Genomic DNA, 13,444 nt, shown 5'->3' with positions numbered 1-13,444 from the left:
CCTCTATGTGTCAGTCGATCGGGATCAGGTCAATGACGCCGTGGCGGGGCCGTCGGGACGCCGGTGCCGCTCGGCCCAGACCGCGTCCACGATGGCGGCGACCTCGTCCTCCGGCAGCCGCTGGTAGCCGTCCGAGGTGACCACACCGACCACCGGGAAGATCCGCCGCAGCATGTCCGGACCGCCGGTCGCCGAGTCGTCGTCGGCGGCGTCGATCAGGGACTGGATCACGGCCGTGACGCAGTCCGTCACGGACGCGTCCTCGTGGTAGAGCTTCTTCAGCGCACCACGGGCGAACACCGACCCCGAGCCGACACTGTGGAAGTGGGTCTCCTCGTACCGCCCGCCGGTCGGGTCGTAGGAGAAGATCCGGCCACCCTTGAGGTCCGGGTCGTAGCCCGCGAACAGCGGCACCACGGCCAGGCCCTGCAACGCCATCGCCAGGTTGCCCCGGATCAGCGCGCTCAGCCGGTTGGCCTTGCCGTCCAGGCTCAGCGTCGCGCCCTCGAGCTTCTCGTAGTGCTCGAGCTCGACCTGGAACAGCCGGACCATCTCGATCCCGAAACCGGCCGTGCCCGCGAACGCGACCGCGGAATACTCGTCGGCGGGGAACACCTTCTCGATGTCACGCTGGGCGATCACGTTGCCCATCGTGGCGCGCCGGTCGCCGGCCATCACGACGCCACCGGGGAAGGTGGCCGCGACGATCGTCGTACCGTGCGGGACCTCGGAGGAAAAGTCGGCCTGCCCCAGGCTGCGCCGTCCGGGCAACAGGTCGGGCGCGTGCCCGGCCAGGAAGTCCATGAACGACGAGCCGCCTGGGGTCAGGAAGGCTTCCGGCAGCCGGCCGGAGGCATCGAAAGTCATCGAGCGGTTCACTCCCCACCCTTTTGCACGAATCCGCGGACGAACTCCTCGGCGTTCTCCTCGAGCACCTCGTCGATCTCGTCGAGGATCGAGTCGACGTCGTCGTCGAGCCGCTCCTTGCGCTCCTGGACGTCTTCCGACGCCTCGACCTGCTCGACCTCTTCCTCGGTCGACGAACGCTTCGGCTGCTTGTGTTGCTGACCGCCGTCCTTCGCCATGGCACACACCTCCTAGAACCGCAGTGGAAGAGACGCCCAACCGACTCTTCCGTTGCTGTACTAGCGACCCTACCCGGCGGCACCCCCAGTAATGGTGCGAACCAGGTCACTCGCGGTGTCGCACTGGTCAAGAAGTGCCCCGACATGCGCTTTCGTGCCGCGCAGCGGGTCCAGGGTCGGGATCCGCTGCAACGACTCCTTGCCCGGCAGATCGAAGATCACCGAGTCCCAGGAGGCGGCCGCCACCTGCGGCGCGTACTGCTGCATGCAGCGGCCGCGGAAGTACGCCCGGGTGTCGGTCGGCGGGTGCGAGACCGCCATCCGGATCTCCTCGTCGGTGACGAGGCGCAGCATCCGGCCGGCCTTCACCAATTTGTAGTAAAGACCCTTGTCCGGGCGCAGGTCGGCGTACTGCAGATCGACCAGGTGGAGCTTGGAGTCGTCCCAGTCCAGGCCGTCGCGGTCACGGTACGACTGGAGCAGCTTGTACTTCGCGACCCAGTCGAGCTGGTCCGACAGCTTCATCGGGTCGATGGCGAGCTGGTCGAGCACCTGCTCCCAGCGGTGCAGCACGTCCTTGGTCTGCCGGTCCGCGTCGTCGCCGTACTTGTCCTCGACGTACTTGCGGGCCTGCTCCAGGTACTCCGTCTGCAATTGGACCGCGGTCAGCTTGCGACCGTCCTTGAGCGTCATCAGGTGCGTACACGTCGGGTCGTGGCTGACCTCGTGCAGCGCGGTGACCGGGCGGTCCACGCCCAGGTCGTCGGTCAGCCAGCCGTCCTCGATCATCGCCAGCACGAGCGACGTCGTACCGACCTTCAGGTACGTCGAGATCTCGGAGAGGTTCGCGTCGCCGATGATCACGTGCAGGCGGCGGTAGCGGTCCGGATTCGCGTGCGGCTCGTCACGGGTGTTGATGATCGGGCGTTTCAGGGTCGTCTCCAGCCCGACCTCGACCTCGAAGTAGTCGGCCCGCTGGCTGATCTGGAAGCCGTGCTGGGTGCCGTCCTGGCCGATGCCGACCCGGCCGGCGCCGGTGACCACCTGACGGCTCACGAAGAACGGCGTCAGGTGCCGCACGATCGACGCGAACGGGGTCGAGCGGCGCATCAGGTAGTTCTCGTGCGAGCCGTACGACGCGCCCTTGTTGTCGGTGTTGTTCTTGTACAGGTTCAGCTGTGGGGCGCCGGGGATCTGGCGGGCCTGCCGGGCGCCTTCCATGATCACCAGCTCGCCGGCCTTGTCCCAGACCACGGCGTCGCGCGGATTCGTCGTCTCGGGCGCGGAATACTCCGGGTGGGCGTGGTCGACGTACAGCCGGGCGCCGTTGGTGAGGATCACGTTCGCCAGGCCGGTCTCCTCGTCGGTGAGCTGGCTGGAATCGGCCACCTCCCGGCTGAGGTCGAAGCCGCGCGCGTCCCGCAGCGGGTGCTCCTCGTCGAAGTCCCACCGGGTCTTGCGCGCGAGCGGCTGCGTCTGGGCATAGCCGTTCACCACCTGGCTCGAGGTCAGCATCGGGTTCGCCCCGGGCTGGCCTGGAACCGAGATGCCGAACTCGGTCTCGGTCCCCATGATCCGCCGAACACTCATGCGAACGAGCCTACGCGGTACGCCCCACTAAAGGTGTTGCTGTGTCCACAGGGTTACGTGTGAAACTTCCCGCGTGGACGAAATGGTGGCGATTCTGGACGAGGACAACGTGGTTATCGGGTCGCGGCCGCGATCGGTCATGCGCCGCGACAACCTGCGACACTCGGCTACCGGAGTGGTCGTCCGGAATCCGGCCGGTGACATCTACGTGCACCGCCGTACGCCGACCAAGGACGTCTACCCGGGCCGGTACGACTTCGCGGCCGGCGGGGTCGTCGCGGCCGGCGAGGACCCGTACGACGCCGTCGTGCGGGAGCTGGCCGAGGAGCTGGGGATCTCCGGTGTGGAGCTGACTGCTCTGCCGGAGGGGGACTACGCCGACGACAACACGACGTACCACGCGTACCTGTATACGTGTGTCTGGGACGGCCCGGTGAAGCACCAGCCGGAAGAGGTCGAGTGGGGCGCCTGGATGTCCCCGGCCGAGCTCGTCGCGCGACTGGACGACCCGTCCTGGTCCTTCATGCCCGACGCGATCGGACTGCTGGGAGCCTGGGTCCGGAGCCTGGTGTGACCATCATCGAGGGGTGGGACAGCCACGCCTGGATCGACGGTCCCTGGATCCACCGCTCACCCCGACGCGCTGAGGTCCGTCCCCGGCTGCTGGCGGAGGCCACGCTGCTCCCCTGGCTCGCTCCACAGCTCCCACTGCCCGTCCCCGTCCCCGAGCCGACAGAGGACGGCGTACGGCATCTGATGCTGCCTGGTTCCCCTCTGCAGGACGGCGGTACGGCGATGGGCCGCGAGCTCGGCGCTTTCATCAAGACTCTGCATGCCGTGGACCCGGCTGACGCGGTTGCGCACGGCGCCCTGGATGCGGCGACCGCCGACCAGGAGAAGACGGCGTTTCTCGAGGAGTGCCGTGCTCAGGTGATGCCGCTGCTGCCGGCCGAGGTACGGAGCAAGGCCAACGAGCTGCTCGACCGGGTCGCGCGCGTGCGAACTGCGCTGATCCACTGCGACCTCGGTCCCGACCACATCCTGGTGACGGCAGGCCGGATCAGCGGGATCATCGACTGGACGGACGCAGTGATCGGCGACCCGGCGCTCGACCTGGCGTGGGCGCTCATCGACGCTCCGCCCGCCATCGCCAACGGTGTGGCGGAGGCCTACGAACCGACCCCTGAGCTGCGCGAACGCGCCCTCGACTGGTGCAGACTGGCCCCCTGGTACGGCGCACACCGCGGACTGCTGCTGGACATCCCCGACGACGTCGAACGCGGACTGAGCGACATTCCGGCCAGGCTCTGAGCTCCGTCAGCGATAGTTGCGGCGACCCAGGGCGCGGGCGAGGTTGATCATGACCAGGCCGGCCCACCCGATGACGACGCCGAACGGCCCGATCATGCCCGCGGCGATCGCGGTGATCGGGATGGCGGCGACGACCGAGATGATCGCGAGCGCCAGGCCACCCGGGTCCTGTTCACGGCTCGGATGCCGCGGACGGGCCGGCTCCGGCAACAGTCCGGCCCGGCGCTGGACGTCCCGCGCGTCGAGCTTCTCCAGGAAGCCGTCGATGATCTCAGCCTCGTACTCCGGCCCCAGCTCCTGCCGCGCGGCCACCGCCGCCCGCAGGTCCTTCCGCACCTCATCCGTCGCCATATCAGCAAGCTAAGCCCGCCCCCACTCCCCCGTAATCAGGGGAAACCCCGGTCACACCCTTCAGATGGACCTGAGTCCACTTGCGCGGTGTGCGATCGCGGCGGCCTCGATCCGGTTGGCCGCGCCGAGCTTCTGCAGGATGTGCGACACATGGACGCCGACCGTCCGGACGCTGATCACCAACGCAGCCGCGATCTCACGGTCGGTGCAGCCGCGGGACAGGAGCGTCAACACCTCGGCCTCGCGTGCAGTGAGGCCGAGATCAAGACCGTCGGCGCGTTCAGCCTCGGCCGACGGCGTCGCGAGCCGCAGATGGGCGACTTCGGCGAGCAACTCGAGCTCTCGCCGCAATGGCTGCGCACCGATCCGGACCGCAACGTCGTACGCCGCACCGGCCGGAGTGCTCGCCTCCGTCCGGGACGCCCCGGCCATGACCAAGGCCTCGGCCCGGCGCCAGAGACTGTAGGCAGCGAGCGGTGCACGGTCCAGCTCTCCCCATCGGTCTGCGGCGTCGGCCCACAGCTCAGGACTGGCGAGGCCCCGGGCGCGCTCGTACTCGGCCTCGGCCAGCGCCAGCCAGGCATTGCTGGTCGGCGTCACCAATGCGGCGTCCTCAGCGGCGCGACGGGCGACTGCGATCAGTTGGTCCGCGCGGTCGAGCGCGTGCCGCTCGGCGTCGGCGTCACGTCGGGTCCTGGCCAACGCGGCAAGCTCTGCCTGCGCCCGCAGTCCTTTGGCACAGAACCACACGCGAAGCTGGGGGCCCTCGGTCGAGCCCACCCCTTCCAGTGCGGCGCTCACGTGGTCCGCGGCGTCGGCCCACCGCCGCTCCCACAACGCGAGTTCGGCCAAGTAGACGTCATAGATGCCCAGCCCGCGGTCCGGACGGAGTGTCTCGAGTGCGGCGTCGAGGTGCTCCCGGGCGGAGTCGAACTCGCCGCGGCCGACCTCGAGATCGGCTCGGAGCATCAGCAGCATGTACGGGTAGCTCGCCGCCATCGACCGCAATGTGGCGGTGCTCAGTGCGTCAGCCTCGTCCCACTCACCCAGGGCGAACAGCGCCTCGATCAGATTCGAGACCAGTACGGCGCTGTCGACGCCGTACCGGTGGATCGCCTCCAGGCCTTGCCGGCCGACCTGGACGGTCTCCCGTAGCCGACCCAGCATCATCAGGGCATCGGTCAGATTGACGTACACCCGCTCCAGCCCGATCCGGTCGCCGATCTCCTCGGCCAGCCGCAGCGCCTCGCCGAGATCGGCCAGGCCCGCCTCAGCCCTGCCCAGATAGACGAGGTCGGCACCACGGACGGTCAGGGCTCGAACCATGGCCTCGCCGGCACTGGCAGCACGGGCGAGCGCCAATGCCTGCTCGGCCAGCGGTGCGGACTCGGTATGGCGCCAGGCGACCATCAGGCCGCCGGCCAGCGAGGCGAGCACGTACGCCCGATCCGCCAACGGCTCGGGCGGCACGAGTTCGACCGCCCGCTCCAGCGCGGCGAGTCCGGACCCGTCACTGCCGATCTGGTGGAGGTATTCACCCAGGTCCACCTGTAGCACGGCCGCACGCCGCCGATCGCGGACTCCGACCAGATCGATCGCGCGCCGGGCGAGCTCGACCGCCCGCGGTGCTTCGCCGGTCTCGCTGGCGAGCTGGGCGGCCCAGGAGAAGATGCTCCCCAGATCGGCTCCGGCGAGCACCGACGCGTTCGCAACCGCGGGCCACAGCGAGATCGCCCGCTCCAGCTGAGCCAGAGCCTCGGCGAGACCAGCCACGGCCAAGGCCTCGCGGGCGGCGGCGACCGACGCCGCCAGGGCCTCCGCATTGCGCCCCGCGGCGGCCCAGTGCGGCGCCAACTCGGCAGGCCCTGCTGCTGCACTGCGTGCGAGCTCAGCTGCGAGGTGTTCGTGGATCTCCTCGCGCTCGCCGGGCAGCAGGGTCGCGTACACCGCCTCCGCCAGCAGTGCATGCCGGAATCGGAAGCTGCTGGTAGTCGGCTCGGCGACCAGTACGCCGTACTCGACCGCCTGCCGCAGTGCTGCGCGGACGTCTTGCTCCGGCATCACCGCGACCGCTCGCAGTAGCGAGTATCCGACCTCCCGGCCGGCGGCCGAGGCAATCCGGATCACTGTCCGGGCCTGCTGATCGAGCCGATTGACCCGTTGCAGCAACAGTTCACGCAACCCGCGCGGCAAACCGTCATCGCCGGCCGCGGCGATCAGTTCCTGCGCGAAGAACGGGTTGCCCTCGGACCGGTCCACGATGGCATCGGCCTCGGCTGCCGTCCGTGGCCGAGCGTCGTACGCCGCGACCAGTGCGACCAGGTCCTCGCGGTCGAGCGGCCCGAGGTCCACGAGCAGCGCGGATCCAGAACGCCGTACTCCGTTGGCGAGCCGGAGCATGCGCTCGGCCGACGACGGCTCGTCCGCCCGGTACGTCGCGACCAGCAGCGCCGGCCGGTCGTGGAGGTACTGCGCGAGGTACACGACGAGATCCAGCGTGGACAGGTCCGCCCAGTGCAGGTCTTCGAGGACGAGCAGCACCGGCGCGGTCTCCGCCCGGCCCGTGAGCAAAGCCAGGGTGTTCTCGAAGACCCGGAACTGCTGGCCGTCCGCCCGTGGGAGGTCGCCGACCGGGCGCAGAGCCTGCGCGAACGGCTGGTACGGCAACTCGGTGCCGACCAGGTCGATCGAACGGCCCAGCAGAACCTCGAAGCCGGCCTCACGGGCGCGGGCGGACAGTTCGGACGTCAGCCGGGTCTTCCCGATGCCGGCTTCTCCAGCGATCAGTACGCTCCCGCCACGGCCGGCCCGGGCGGCGCCCAGCACGCCTTCGAGCGCCTCGAGTTCACGGGCGCGCCCGACGAACACGTCGCTCGCGCGAGCCTTCATCTGGTCAGTATCACGCTGCTGTCTCCGGCACGGAACGTGTCCGTACGCACCCCGCTCGCCTCCGGCTACGTATCTCGCCCCTTCGGGATACGTAGCCCGTTCCCGATGCCGGCCGTGGCGCCCCGCGGTGACGATCGAGTCGACCGACCGAGCCGAGGAGGGGCCATGACAGCAGTCATCGAGCAGCCGACGATCCACACCGTGCGGGGCGGTGGCGGTCTGCGCCTGCACGTGCGCGAATGGGGCCGGATGGACGGGCCACCGATCGTGTTGATCCACGGCCTGTCACAGACCCATCTGTGCTGGTGGAAGCAGTACGAGAGCTCGCTGGCCGCAGAGTTCCGGCTCGTCGCGTTCGACCTGCGTGGCCATGGCATGTCGGAGGCGCCGCTGGAACCGGAGCACTACACCGACGCCGGTCTGTGGGCCGACGACCTCGCCGCGGTCATCAAACAGTTGCACCTCGACCGGCCGGTAGTGGTCGGTTGGTCGTACGGCGCATTCGTCATCTGCGACTACGTGCGGGCGTACGGCGATGACCGGCTCGGCGGGATCGACTTCGTCGGCGGCACGGTCCGGCTCGGTCCGGCCGCATTCGGCACACTGATCGGACCTGGCTTCCTGGACAACTTCCCCGATCTGATCGCCGACGATCTGCCGGCCAACATCCGCGGCGCGCGCGGTCTGATCAAGGCCTTCCCGGCCACCCCGTTCGCGGCCGACGACCTGGAGTTGCTGCTGGCCGCGAGCATGACCGTCCCGGCACGGATCCGGGCCAACCTGGGGGCTCGTGAGATCGACGAGGACGACGTACTGCGGACCCTCACGGTGCCGCTGCTCGTCACCCACGGCCGGGCCGACACGGTGGTGCTCCCGGCGATGGCCGAACATGTGCTGGCGATCTGCCCGACCGCCGAGGCCGCCTGGTACGACGGAGTCGGCCACACCGTGCATCTCGAGCAACCCGGCCACTTCAACCGTGAACTGGCCGAGCTGAGCCGCCGGGTCGCCGGATAACTCGTGGAATGCCGAACGGCCGCCGGTCAGCCCGAAGCTGACACGGCGGCCGTTGGCCGGACTTCGTTACAGGTACTGACCCGTGTTCGTGGCCGTGTCGATGGAGCGGCCGGGCTCGGTGCCTTGCTTGCCGGAGATGAGGGTACGGATGTAGACGATCCGTTCGCCCTTCTTTCCGGAGATGCGGGCCCAGTCGTCCGGGTTGGTGGTGTTCGGGAGGTCTTCGTTCTCCTTGAACTCGTCCACGCACGCCTGCAGCAGGTGCTGCACCCGCAGACCCTTCTGGTTCTCGTCCAGGTAGGCCTTGATCGCCATCTTCTTGGCCCGGTCGACGATGTTCTGGATCATCGCGCCCGAGTTGAAGTCCTTGAAGTACAGGACTTCCTTGTCGCCGTTGGCGTAGGTGACCTCGAGGAACCGGTTCTCGTCGGCCTCGGTGTACATCCGCTCGACCGTGCGCTGGATCATCCCGTTCACGCACTCGGCCTTGTCGCCACCGAACTCACTCAGGTCGTCGGTGTGCAGCGGCAGGGTGGTGGTCAGGTACTTCGAGAAGATGTCCCGGGCCGCCTCGGCGTCGGGCCGCTCGATCTTGATCTTCACGTCCAGCCGGCCGGGCCGCAGGATCGCCGGGTCGATCATGTCCTCACGGTTCGAGGCACCGATGACCAGGACGTTCTCGAGTCCCTCGACACCGTCGATCTCGCTCAGCAGCTGCGGGACGATGGTGTTCTCGACATCGGAGGAGACGCCGCTTCCGCGCGTACGGAACAGCGAGTCCATCTCGTCGAAGAACACGATCACCGGCATGCCCTCGGATGCCTTCTCGCGAGCGCGCTGGAAGACCAGGCGGATATGCCGCTCGGTCTCGCCGACGTACTTGTTCAGCAGTTCGGGACCCTTGATGTTCAGGAAGAACGACTTCTGTCCGTCGACCCCGGTCCGCTCGGCGACCTTCTTGGCCAGCGAGTTGGCCACCGCCTTCGCGATCAGCGTCTTGCCACAGCCCGGCGGGCCGTACAGCAGGACGCCCTTCGGCGGCTTGAGCTCGTGCTCGAGGAAGAGGTCCTTGTGCAGGTACGGCAGCTCGACCGCGTCCCGGATCTGCTCGATCTGGCCGGACAGGCCACCGATCTGGGTGTAGTCGATGTCCGGCACCTCTTCGAGGATCAGCTCCTCGACCTCGGACTTCGGGATCTTCTCGTAGACGTATCCGGAGCGCGCCTCCAGCAACAGCGAGTCACCGGCCCGCAGAGGGATGTCGAGCAGCGGCGAGGCGAGCCGGACGACCCGTTCCTCGTCGGCCTGCGCGATCACCAGCGCCCGCTCGCCGTCGGCGAGCAGCTCCTTCAGCATCACCACGTCGCCGACGACCTCGAAATCGCAGGCCTCGACCACGTTGAGCGCCTCGTTCAGCATCAGCTCCTGGCCGAGCTTGAGCGCGTCCAGGTCGACCGAGGGACTGGCCGCCACCCGGAGCTTGCGGCCCCCGGTGAACACGTCCAGCGTGTCGTCTTCGTTCCGTCCGAGGAAGGTGCCGAATCCGGACGGCGGTTGGGCCAGCCGGTCGACTTCCTCCTTCAGGGCGATGATCTTCTCTCGCGCCTCCCGCAGCGTGTCGGCCAGCCGCTCGTTCTGAGCGGTGACACTCGCCAAGGAGGCCTGGGTTTCGGACAGTCTGCTCTCGAGCGACCGGCTGTCAGCCGGGTGCTCGAGCAGCCGACGTCGCAACGCCGCGACTTCGGCTTCCAGGTACCGGACCTGGTTACGCAGCTCTGCCGCGGTAGGACTCTCGTCTCCAGCCACGATCATCACCTCACCATGTGGGGCTCGACCCTATGGACCTTACCCAGAAAACCTCACCGAGCAAGCTGAATCCCATCACGTGTCGGTTGCGGATGAATCCGTTGCTCCCGGCATGTCTTCGGACTTTTCGGCACGACGAGGCCCCAGGTAATCGTCGCCGTACGCACCTGGCGCGGGCCGGCGCTTCTTGCGGGGTGCCTGCACCCCGTGCGCCATCCGGCGCGCCGTGACCAGAAACGCGGTATGACCCTGCATCCGATGGCCCGGCCGCACTGCCAGGCCCTCTACATGCCAGTCTCGCACGAGCGACTCCCAGGCGCGCGGCTCGGTGAACTCGCCGTGTGCCCTCAGCGTCTCCACAAAGCGGCTCAGCTGCGTCGTGGTGGCGACATAGGCACAGAACACCCCACCGGGCGAAAGTGCCTCAGCGACGGCGTCAACGCACTCCCAGGGCGCGAGCATGTCGAGGACGACGCGGTCCACGTCCTGCTCGTTCAGCTTCTCGACCAGGTCGCCCACCTCGAGCCGCCAGGCCGGGTGCTCGCCGCCGAAGAAACCAGTCACGTTCTTCCGCGCGACTTCGGCGAAATCTTCCCGGCGCTCGAACGAGACGACCTGCCCGTGCACCCCGACCGCCCGCAGCAGCGCGGTGGTCAGCGCACCGGAACCGGCGCCGGCCTCGACCACCTTCGCGCCCGGGAAGATGTCGGCCATCGTGACGATCTGCGCGGTGTCCTTCGGATAGATCACCGCCGCGCCCCGGGGCATGGAAACCGAGTAGTCAGCCATCAGGGGTCGCAGGGCGAGGTACTCGACGCCGCCCTTGGACTTGATCACCACCGCGTCCGGCCCGTCGATCAGGTCGTCGTGCGCGATGCCGCCCTTGGTCGTGTGGAAAGTCTTCCCGCGCTCGAGCAGCACCGAGTGCCGGCGGCCCTTGGAGTCCTGCAGGGTGATCCACTCCCCCGCCTGCAACGGGCCGTGGTGGACCCCGGAGAACGCCTGGTCAGGAAAGTCACGCAAGTCAGCCATAAGGCGCTCACCTTAACTTTCCCAAAACCCGATCCCCGAATCCCCGGCCGCCCCAGGCCCCCGCCGTACCCCCATCCGCACGTCCCTCCGGCACACCGCCCCCTCCCTTCGGCACAACCCTCCACCTGGGGGGATAACCCCTGAGTTGGAGGGTTGCCCACTCAGAATCTCAGCGGGCAACCCTCCAGTTGAGGGGTCATCCCCTGAAACGGAGGGTTGCCATGTACGGCCGAGCGACGGAGGTACGGCGGGCCGGGGCGGCGTCGAAGGGTTAGCGGTTGCGGAAGGCTTGTTCTATGTCGGCGGTGGCTAGTACGCCGTAGACCGTGCCGGCGGCGTCCAGGACCAGGTACTCGGAGGCGGGGTGTTCGCGGACGGTGGCGAGGATCTCCTCGCCGGTGTCGTTGATGCCGATGATGTGGCCCGCGCCGATGCGGGTCGCGACCTCGCTCACGGTGGTCCACGGGCGCTGGTTCGGCGCGACGGCCGCGACAGCCGACTCGGAGACCAGCGCGTGCGGCTTGCCGTCACCGTCGATGACGACGACCGCGCCGGCCTGCGCCTCGCCGGCGAGCCGGACCGCTTCGGAGATCGGCGTACCGGAGTGGACCGCGATCGCGCGGCGGGCCATGGTGCGGACCTGTAGCGCGGGGAGTTTGCGGCGCAGCCGGGCCTGCATCAGCGACGCGGTGGAACCCATCCAGAGGAACCAGCCGACCAGCACCGCGATGACGAAGTCGATGATGCTCGGTTGCCGGTTCCAGATCTCTTCGATCAGGACGGGAGCCGCCAGCACCAGCATCGCGAGCACCCGGCCGGCCCAGGCGGCGACGATGGTGCCCTTGTGCATGTTGCCGGTGATCTTCCAGACCACCGCCCGCAGCACCCAGCCACCGTCCAGCGGCAGGCCCGGGAGCAGGTTGGTGACGCCGACGATCAGGTTCGCGATCCCGAGCTCCCAGAGCGCGACGTACCCGACGCCCTCGTCGACCGCGCGGGAGCCGAGGTAGGCGAGCCCGCCGACGGCCAGCGAGGCGAGCGGGCCGACCACCGAGACAGCGAATTCCTCGAGCGGTGACTTCCGCTCGCCCTCGATGTGCGTGCCGGCCGCGAAGAACCCGAGGTTGATCTCGGAGACCGGGATGCCGAACCGCATCGCCATCAGCGCGTGGGCCAGCTCGTGGACCAGGATCGACAGCGTGAACGCCACCACGAACGCGAACGCCGCCAGGTAGCGCCAGCCACCGAGGTCCGGGAACTGCTGGCCGATGATCGCGGCGAACCCGATCGCCAGCAGCATCGCCACCGGCAGCCAGGTGAACCGCATCGTGAGCCGGATCCCGCGGATACGACCAAGAACCCAGGTCCCCGGCGGTGGGCCGGCGGGCTGGGCGGGGCTCTGAGGATCACGCGGTTCTGGCATCGACCCAACGCTACTTCCCCGGAGGTAACACCGTGCTACATACCCGCCTCAAACGCCCACGTTCAGCGTGGCGACGTACCCCTTGCTCGTGTCTCCGGTGACCGTCGCGAGCTGATGTACGCCGTCGTCGTCGCCGAACACGTTGTCGTTCTCCAGGGATGTCTGGGCCAGATTTTGTGCGCTGCCGTCGTACCCATCGGTCGCGTAGACGGTGTCGCAGGCGTCCTTGGGCAGGGCGAGTTGCGAGGTGCGGGTGATCTTCCCGGCCGCGGTCGCCTCGTCCAGGCTCGCGTAGACCTCGAAGTGGATGTGCGGCCAGCGGCCCATGTACGCGGCCGGGAAGATCGTGGTGAACGTGACCTTTCCGGACCCATCCGCCGCCTGGACGCCGCGGAGATAGTTCTCGTCGGTCGCGCCGTCCGAATACAGCGAGTACCGGCCCTCGGCGTCGCAGTGCCACAGATAGACGGCCGCGCCGGCCAGCGGCGTGTCCTTGCCGGCGTCCAGGACGGTGAGCTCGACGGTCAGCGGTACGCCGGTCGCCACGCCGGAGGCGGATCCGAAGGACTTGGTGATGTCGCTGCGGACGATGCCGGACTCGGTCAGGACGTTCGGCCCGTTCGAGCCGTCACCCGGATAGGGACCGCCGGTCTCCTGCGGGATCTCGTCGACGTCCGTCGTACCAGCGGTCGTGGAGGTGGTCGGCGTGCTGGAGGTGGCCGACGCCGTCGGCGAGCTCGACGTCGTGGTGGGATCGGCGGTGACCGAGTCGGTGTCGTCGGCCGAGCAACCGGCCACTGCGGCCAGGCCGGCGCCGGCGAAGAGGCCGAGGAAACGGCGGCGGTGCAGCGTGCCCAGGTCGTACTCCAGGCCCAGGTCGTGTTCACGAGGTGGCTTCGGTGGAGGCTTCATGCAACCAGCGTGACAACCGGAGCCGATG

12 protein-coding genes are annotated in these 13,444 nt (G+C 68.6%); 3 read left to right on the top strand and 9 right to left on the bottom strand.

The features are described 5' to 3' along the window. Nucleotides 1-24 precede the first annotated feature (24 nt). The 3 genes from prcB to dop all read right to left on the bottom strand — a co-directional run bounded on the left by prcB (nt 25) and on the right by dop (nt 2,675). Nucleotides 25-867, bottom strand: a complete 843-nt coding sequence (gene prcB, locus ACZ3HV_RS10650; RefSeq protein WP_465682999.1) for a proteasome subunit beta — start codon at nt 865-867, stop codon at nt 25-27. An 8-nt stretch (nt 868-875) separates the two neighbouring features. Then, nucleotides 876-1,085, bottom strand: a complete 210-nt coding sequence (locus ACZ3HV_RS10645; protein ID WP_344236069.1) for a ubiquitin-like protein Pup — start codon at nt 1,083-1,085, stop codon at nt 876-878. A gap of 69 nt (nt 1,086-1,154) precedes the next feature. Next, on the bottom strand, nt 1,155-2,675 hold the full coding sequence (gene dop, locus ACZ3HV_RS10640) for a depupylase/deamidase Dop (RefSeq protein WP_360360401.1): 1,521 nt from the start codon (nt 2,673-2,675) through the stop codon (nt 1,155-1,157). A gap of 82 nt (nt 2,676-2,757) precedes the next feature. Between dop and ACZ3HV_RS10635 the strand changes: the two genes are divergently transcribed. Further along, nucleotides 2,758-3,249, top strand: coding sequence for an NUDIX hydrolase (locus ACZ3HV_RS10635; protein ID WP_465683853.1), 492 nt, complete (start codon nt 2,758-2,760; stop codon nt 3,247-3,249). Beyond that, complete coding sequence (locus ACZ3HV_RS10630) at nt 3,246-3,986, top strand: phosphotransferase (protein ID WP_465682996.1); 741 nt, start codon at nt 3,246-3,248, stop codon at nt 3,984-3,986. The genes ACZ3HV_RS10635 and ACZ3HV_RS10630 overlap by 4 nt, the downstream gene beginning before the upstream one ends. 6 nt (nt 3,987-3,992) lie before the next feature. Here the strand turns inward: ACZ3HV_RS10630 and ACZ3HV_RS10625 are convergent, their stop codons facing one another. Then, nucleotides 3,993-4,337, bottom strand: a complete 345-nt coding sequence (locus ACZ3HV_RS10625) for a hypothetical protein (protein WP_465682994.1) — start codon at nt 4,335-4,337, stop codon at nt 3,993-3,995. Nucleotides 4,338-4,397: 60 nt separating this feature from the next. Continuing rightward, on the bottom strand, nt 4,398-7,226 hold the full coding sequence (locus ACZ3HV_RS10620) for an ATP-binding protein (RefSeq protein WP_465682992.1): 2,829 nt from the start codon (nt 7,224-7,226) through the stop codon (nt 4,398-4,400). A 165-nt stretch (nt 7,227-7,391) separates the two neighbouring features. Here ACZ3HV_RS10620 and ACZ3HV_RS10615 point away from each other — a divergent pair, with 165 nt between their 5' ends. Further along, nucleotides 7,392-8,243, top strand: coding sequence for an alpha/beta fold hydrolase (locus tag ACZ3HV_RS10615; RefSeq protein ID WP_465682990.1), 852 nt, complete (start codon nt 7,392-7,394; stop codon nt 8,241-8,243). A 66-nt stretch (nt 8,244-8,309) separates the two neighbouring features. On the opposite strand, the gene arc is transcribed toward ACZ3HV_RS10615, so the two are convergent. The 4 genes from arc to ACZ3HV_RS10595 all read right to left on the bottom strand — a co-directional run bounded on the left by arc (nt 8,310) and on the right by ACZ3HV_RS10595 (nt 13,416). Further along, the gene (gene arc / locus ACZ3HV_RS10610) at nt 8,310-10,055 is read right to left on the bottom strand and encodes a proteasome ATPase (RefSeq protein WP_360360416.1); all 1,746 of its coding nucleotides are present in this window, start codon (nt 10,053-10,055) and stop codon (nt 8,310-8,312) included. Between the two features lie 69 nt (nt 10,056-10,124). Continuing rightward, nucleotides 10,125-11,081: a tRNA (adenine-N1)-methyltransferase gene (locus ACZ3HV_RS10605; RefSeq protein ID WP_360360419.1), complete on the bottom strand. Its 957-nt coding sequence runs from the start codon at nt 11,079-11,081 to the stop codon at nt 10,125-10,127. 271 nt (nt 11,082-11,352) lie between these two features. Then, the gene (locus ACZ3HV_RS10600) at nt 11,353-12,504 is read right to left on the bottom strand and encodes a site-2 protease family protein (RefSeq protein WP_465682987.1); all 1,152 of its coding nucleotides are present in this window, start codon (nt 12,502-12,504) and stop codon (nt 11,353-11,355) included. 48 nt (nt 12,505-12,552) lie between these two features. Beyond that, a complete protein-coding gene (locus ACZ3HV_RS10595) occupies nt 12,553-13,416 on the bottom strand; it encodes an intradiol ring-cleavage dioxygenase (RefSeq protein ID WP_465682985.1) in 864 nt (287 codons plus the stop codon). Between the last annotated feature and the right edge of the window lie 28 nt (nt 13,417-13,444).

Source organism: Kribbella sp. NPDC020701 (assembly GCF_055562215.1).
This window is presented reverse-complemented; position numbering and strand designations above follow the sequence as displayed.

What these genes read in the sequence shown, in the direction of transcription:
- prcB (WP_465682999.1), bottom strand. Translation starts at nt 867, where the DNA reads ATGACTTTCGATGCCTCCGGCCGGCTGCCGGAAGCCTTCCTGACCCCA.
- ACZ3HV_RS10645 (WP_344236069.1), bottom strand. Translation starts at nt 1,085, where the DNA reads ATGGCGAAGGACGGCGGTCAGCAACACAAGCAGCCGAAGCGTTCGTCG.
- dop (WP_360360401.1), bottom strand. Translation starts at nt 2,675, where the DNA reads ATGAGTGTTCGGCGGATCATGGGGACCGAGACCGAGTTCGGCATCTCG.
- ACZ3HV_RS10635 (WP_465683853.1), top strand. Translation starts at nt 2,758, where the DNA reads ATGGTGGCGATTCTGGACGAGGACAACGTGGTTATCGGGTCGCGGCCG.
- ACZ3HV_RS10625 (WP_465682994.1), bottom strand. Translation starts at nt 4,337, where the DNA reads ATGGCGACGGATGAGGTGCGGAAGGACCTGCGGGCGGCGGTGGCCGCG.
- ACZ3HV_RS10620 (WP_465682992.1), bottom strand. Translation starts at nt 7,226, where the DNA reads ATGAAGGCTCGCGCGAGCGACGTGTTCGTCGGGCGCGCCCGTGAACTC.
- ACZ3HV_RS10615 (WP_465682990.1), top strand. Translation starts at nt 7,392, where the DNA reads ATGACAGCAGTCATCGAGCAGCCGACGATCCACACCGTGCGGGGCGGT.
- arc (WP_360360416.1), bottom strand. Translation starts at nt 10,055, where the DNA reads ATGATCGTGGCTGGAGACGAGAGTCCTACCGCGGCAGAGCTGCGTAAC.
- ACZ3HV_RS10605 (WP_360360419.1), bottom strand. Translation starts at nt 11,081, where the DNA reads ATGGCTGACTTGCGTGACTTTCCTGACCAGGCGTTCTCCGGGGTCCAC.
- ACZ3HV_RS10600 (WP_465682987.1), bottom strand. Translation starts at nt 12,504, where the DNA reads ATGCCAGAACCGCGTGATCCTCAGAGCCCCGCCCAGCCCGCCGGCCCA.
- ACZ3HV_RS10595 (WP_465682985.1), bottom strand. Translation starts at nt 13,416, where the DNA reads ATGAAGCCTCCACCGAAGCCACCTCGTGAACACGACCTGGGCCTGGAG.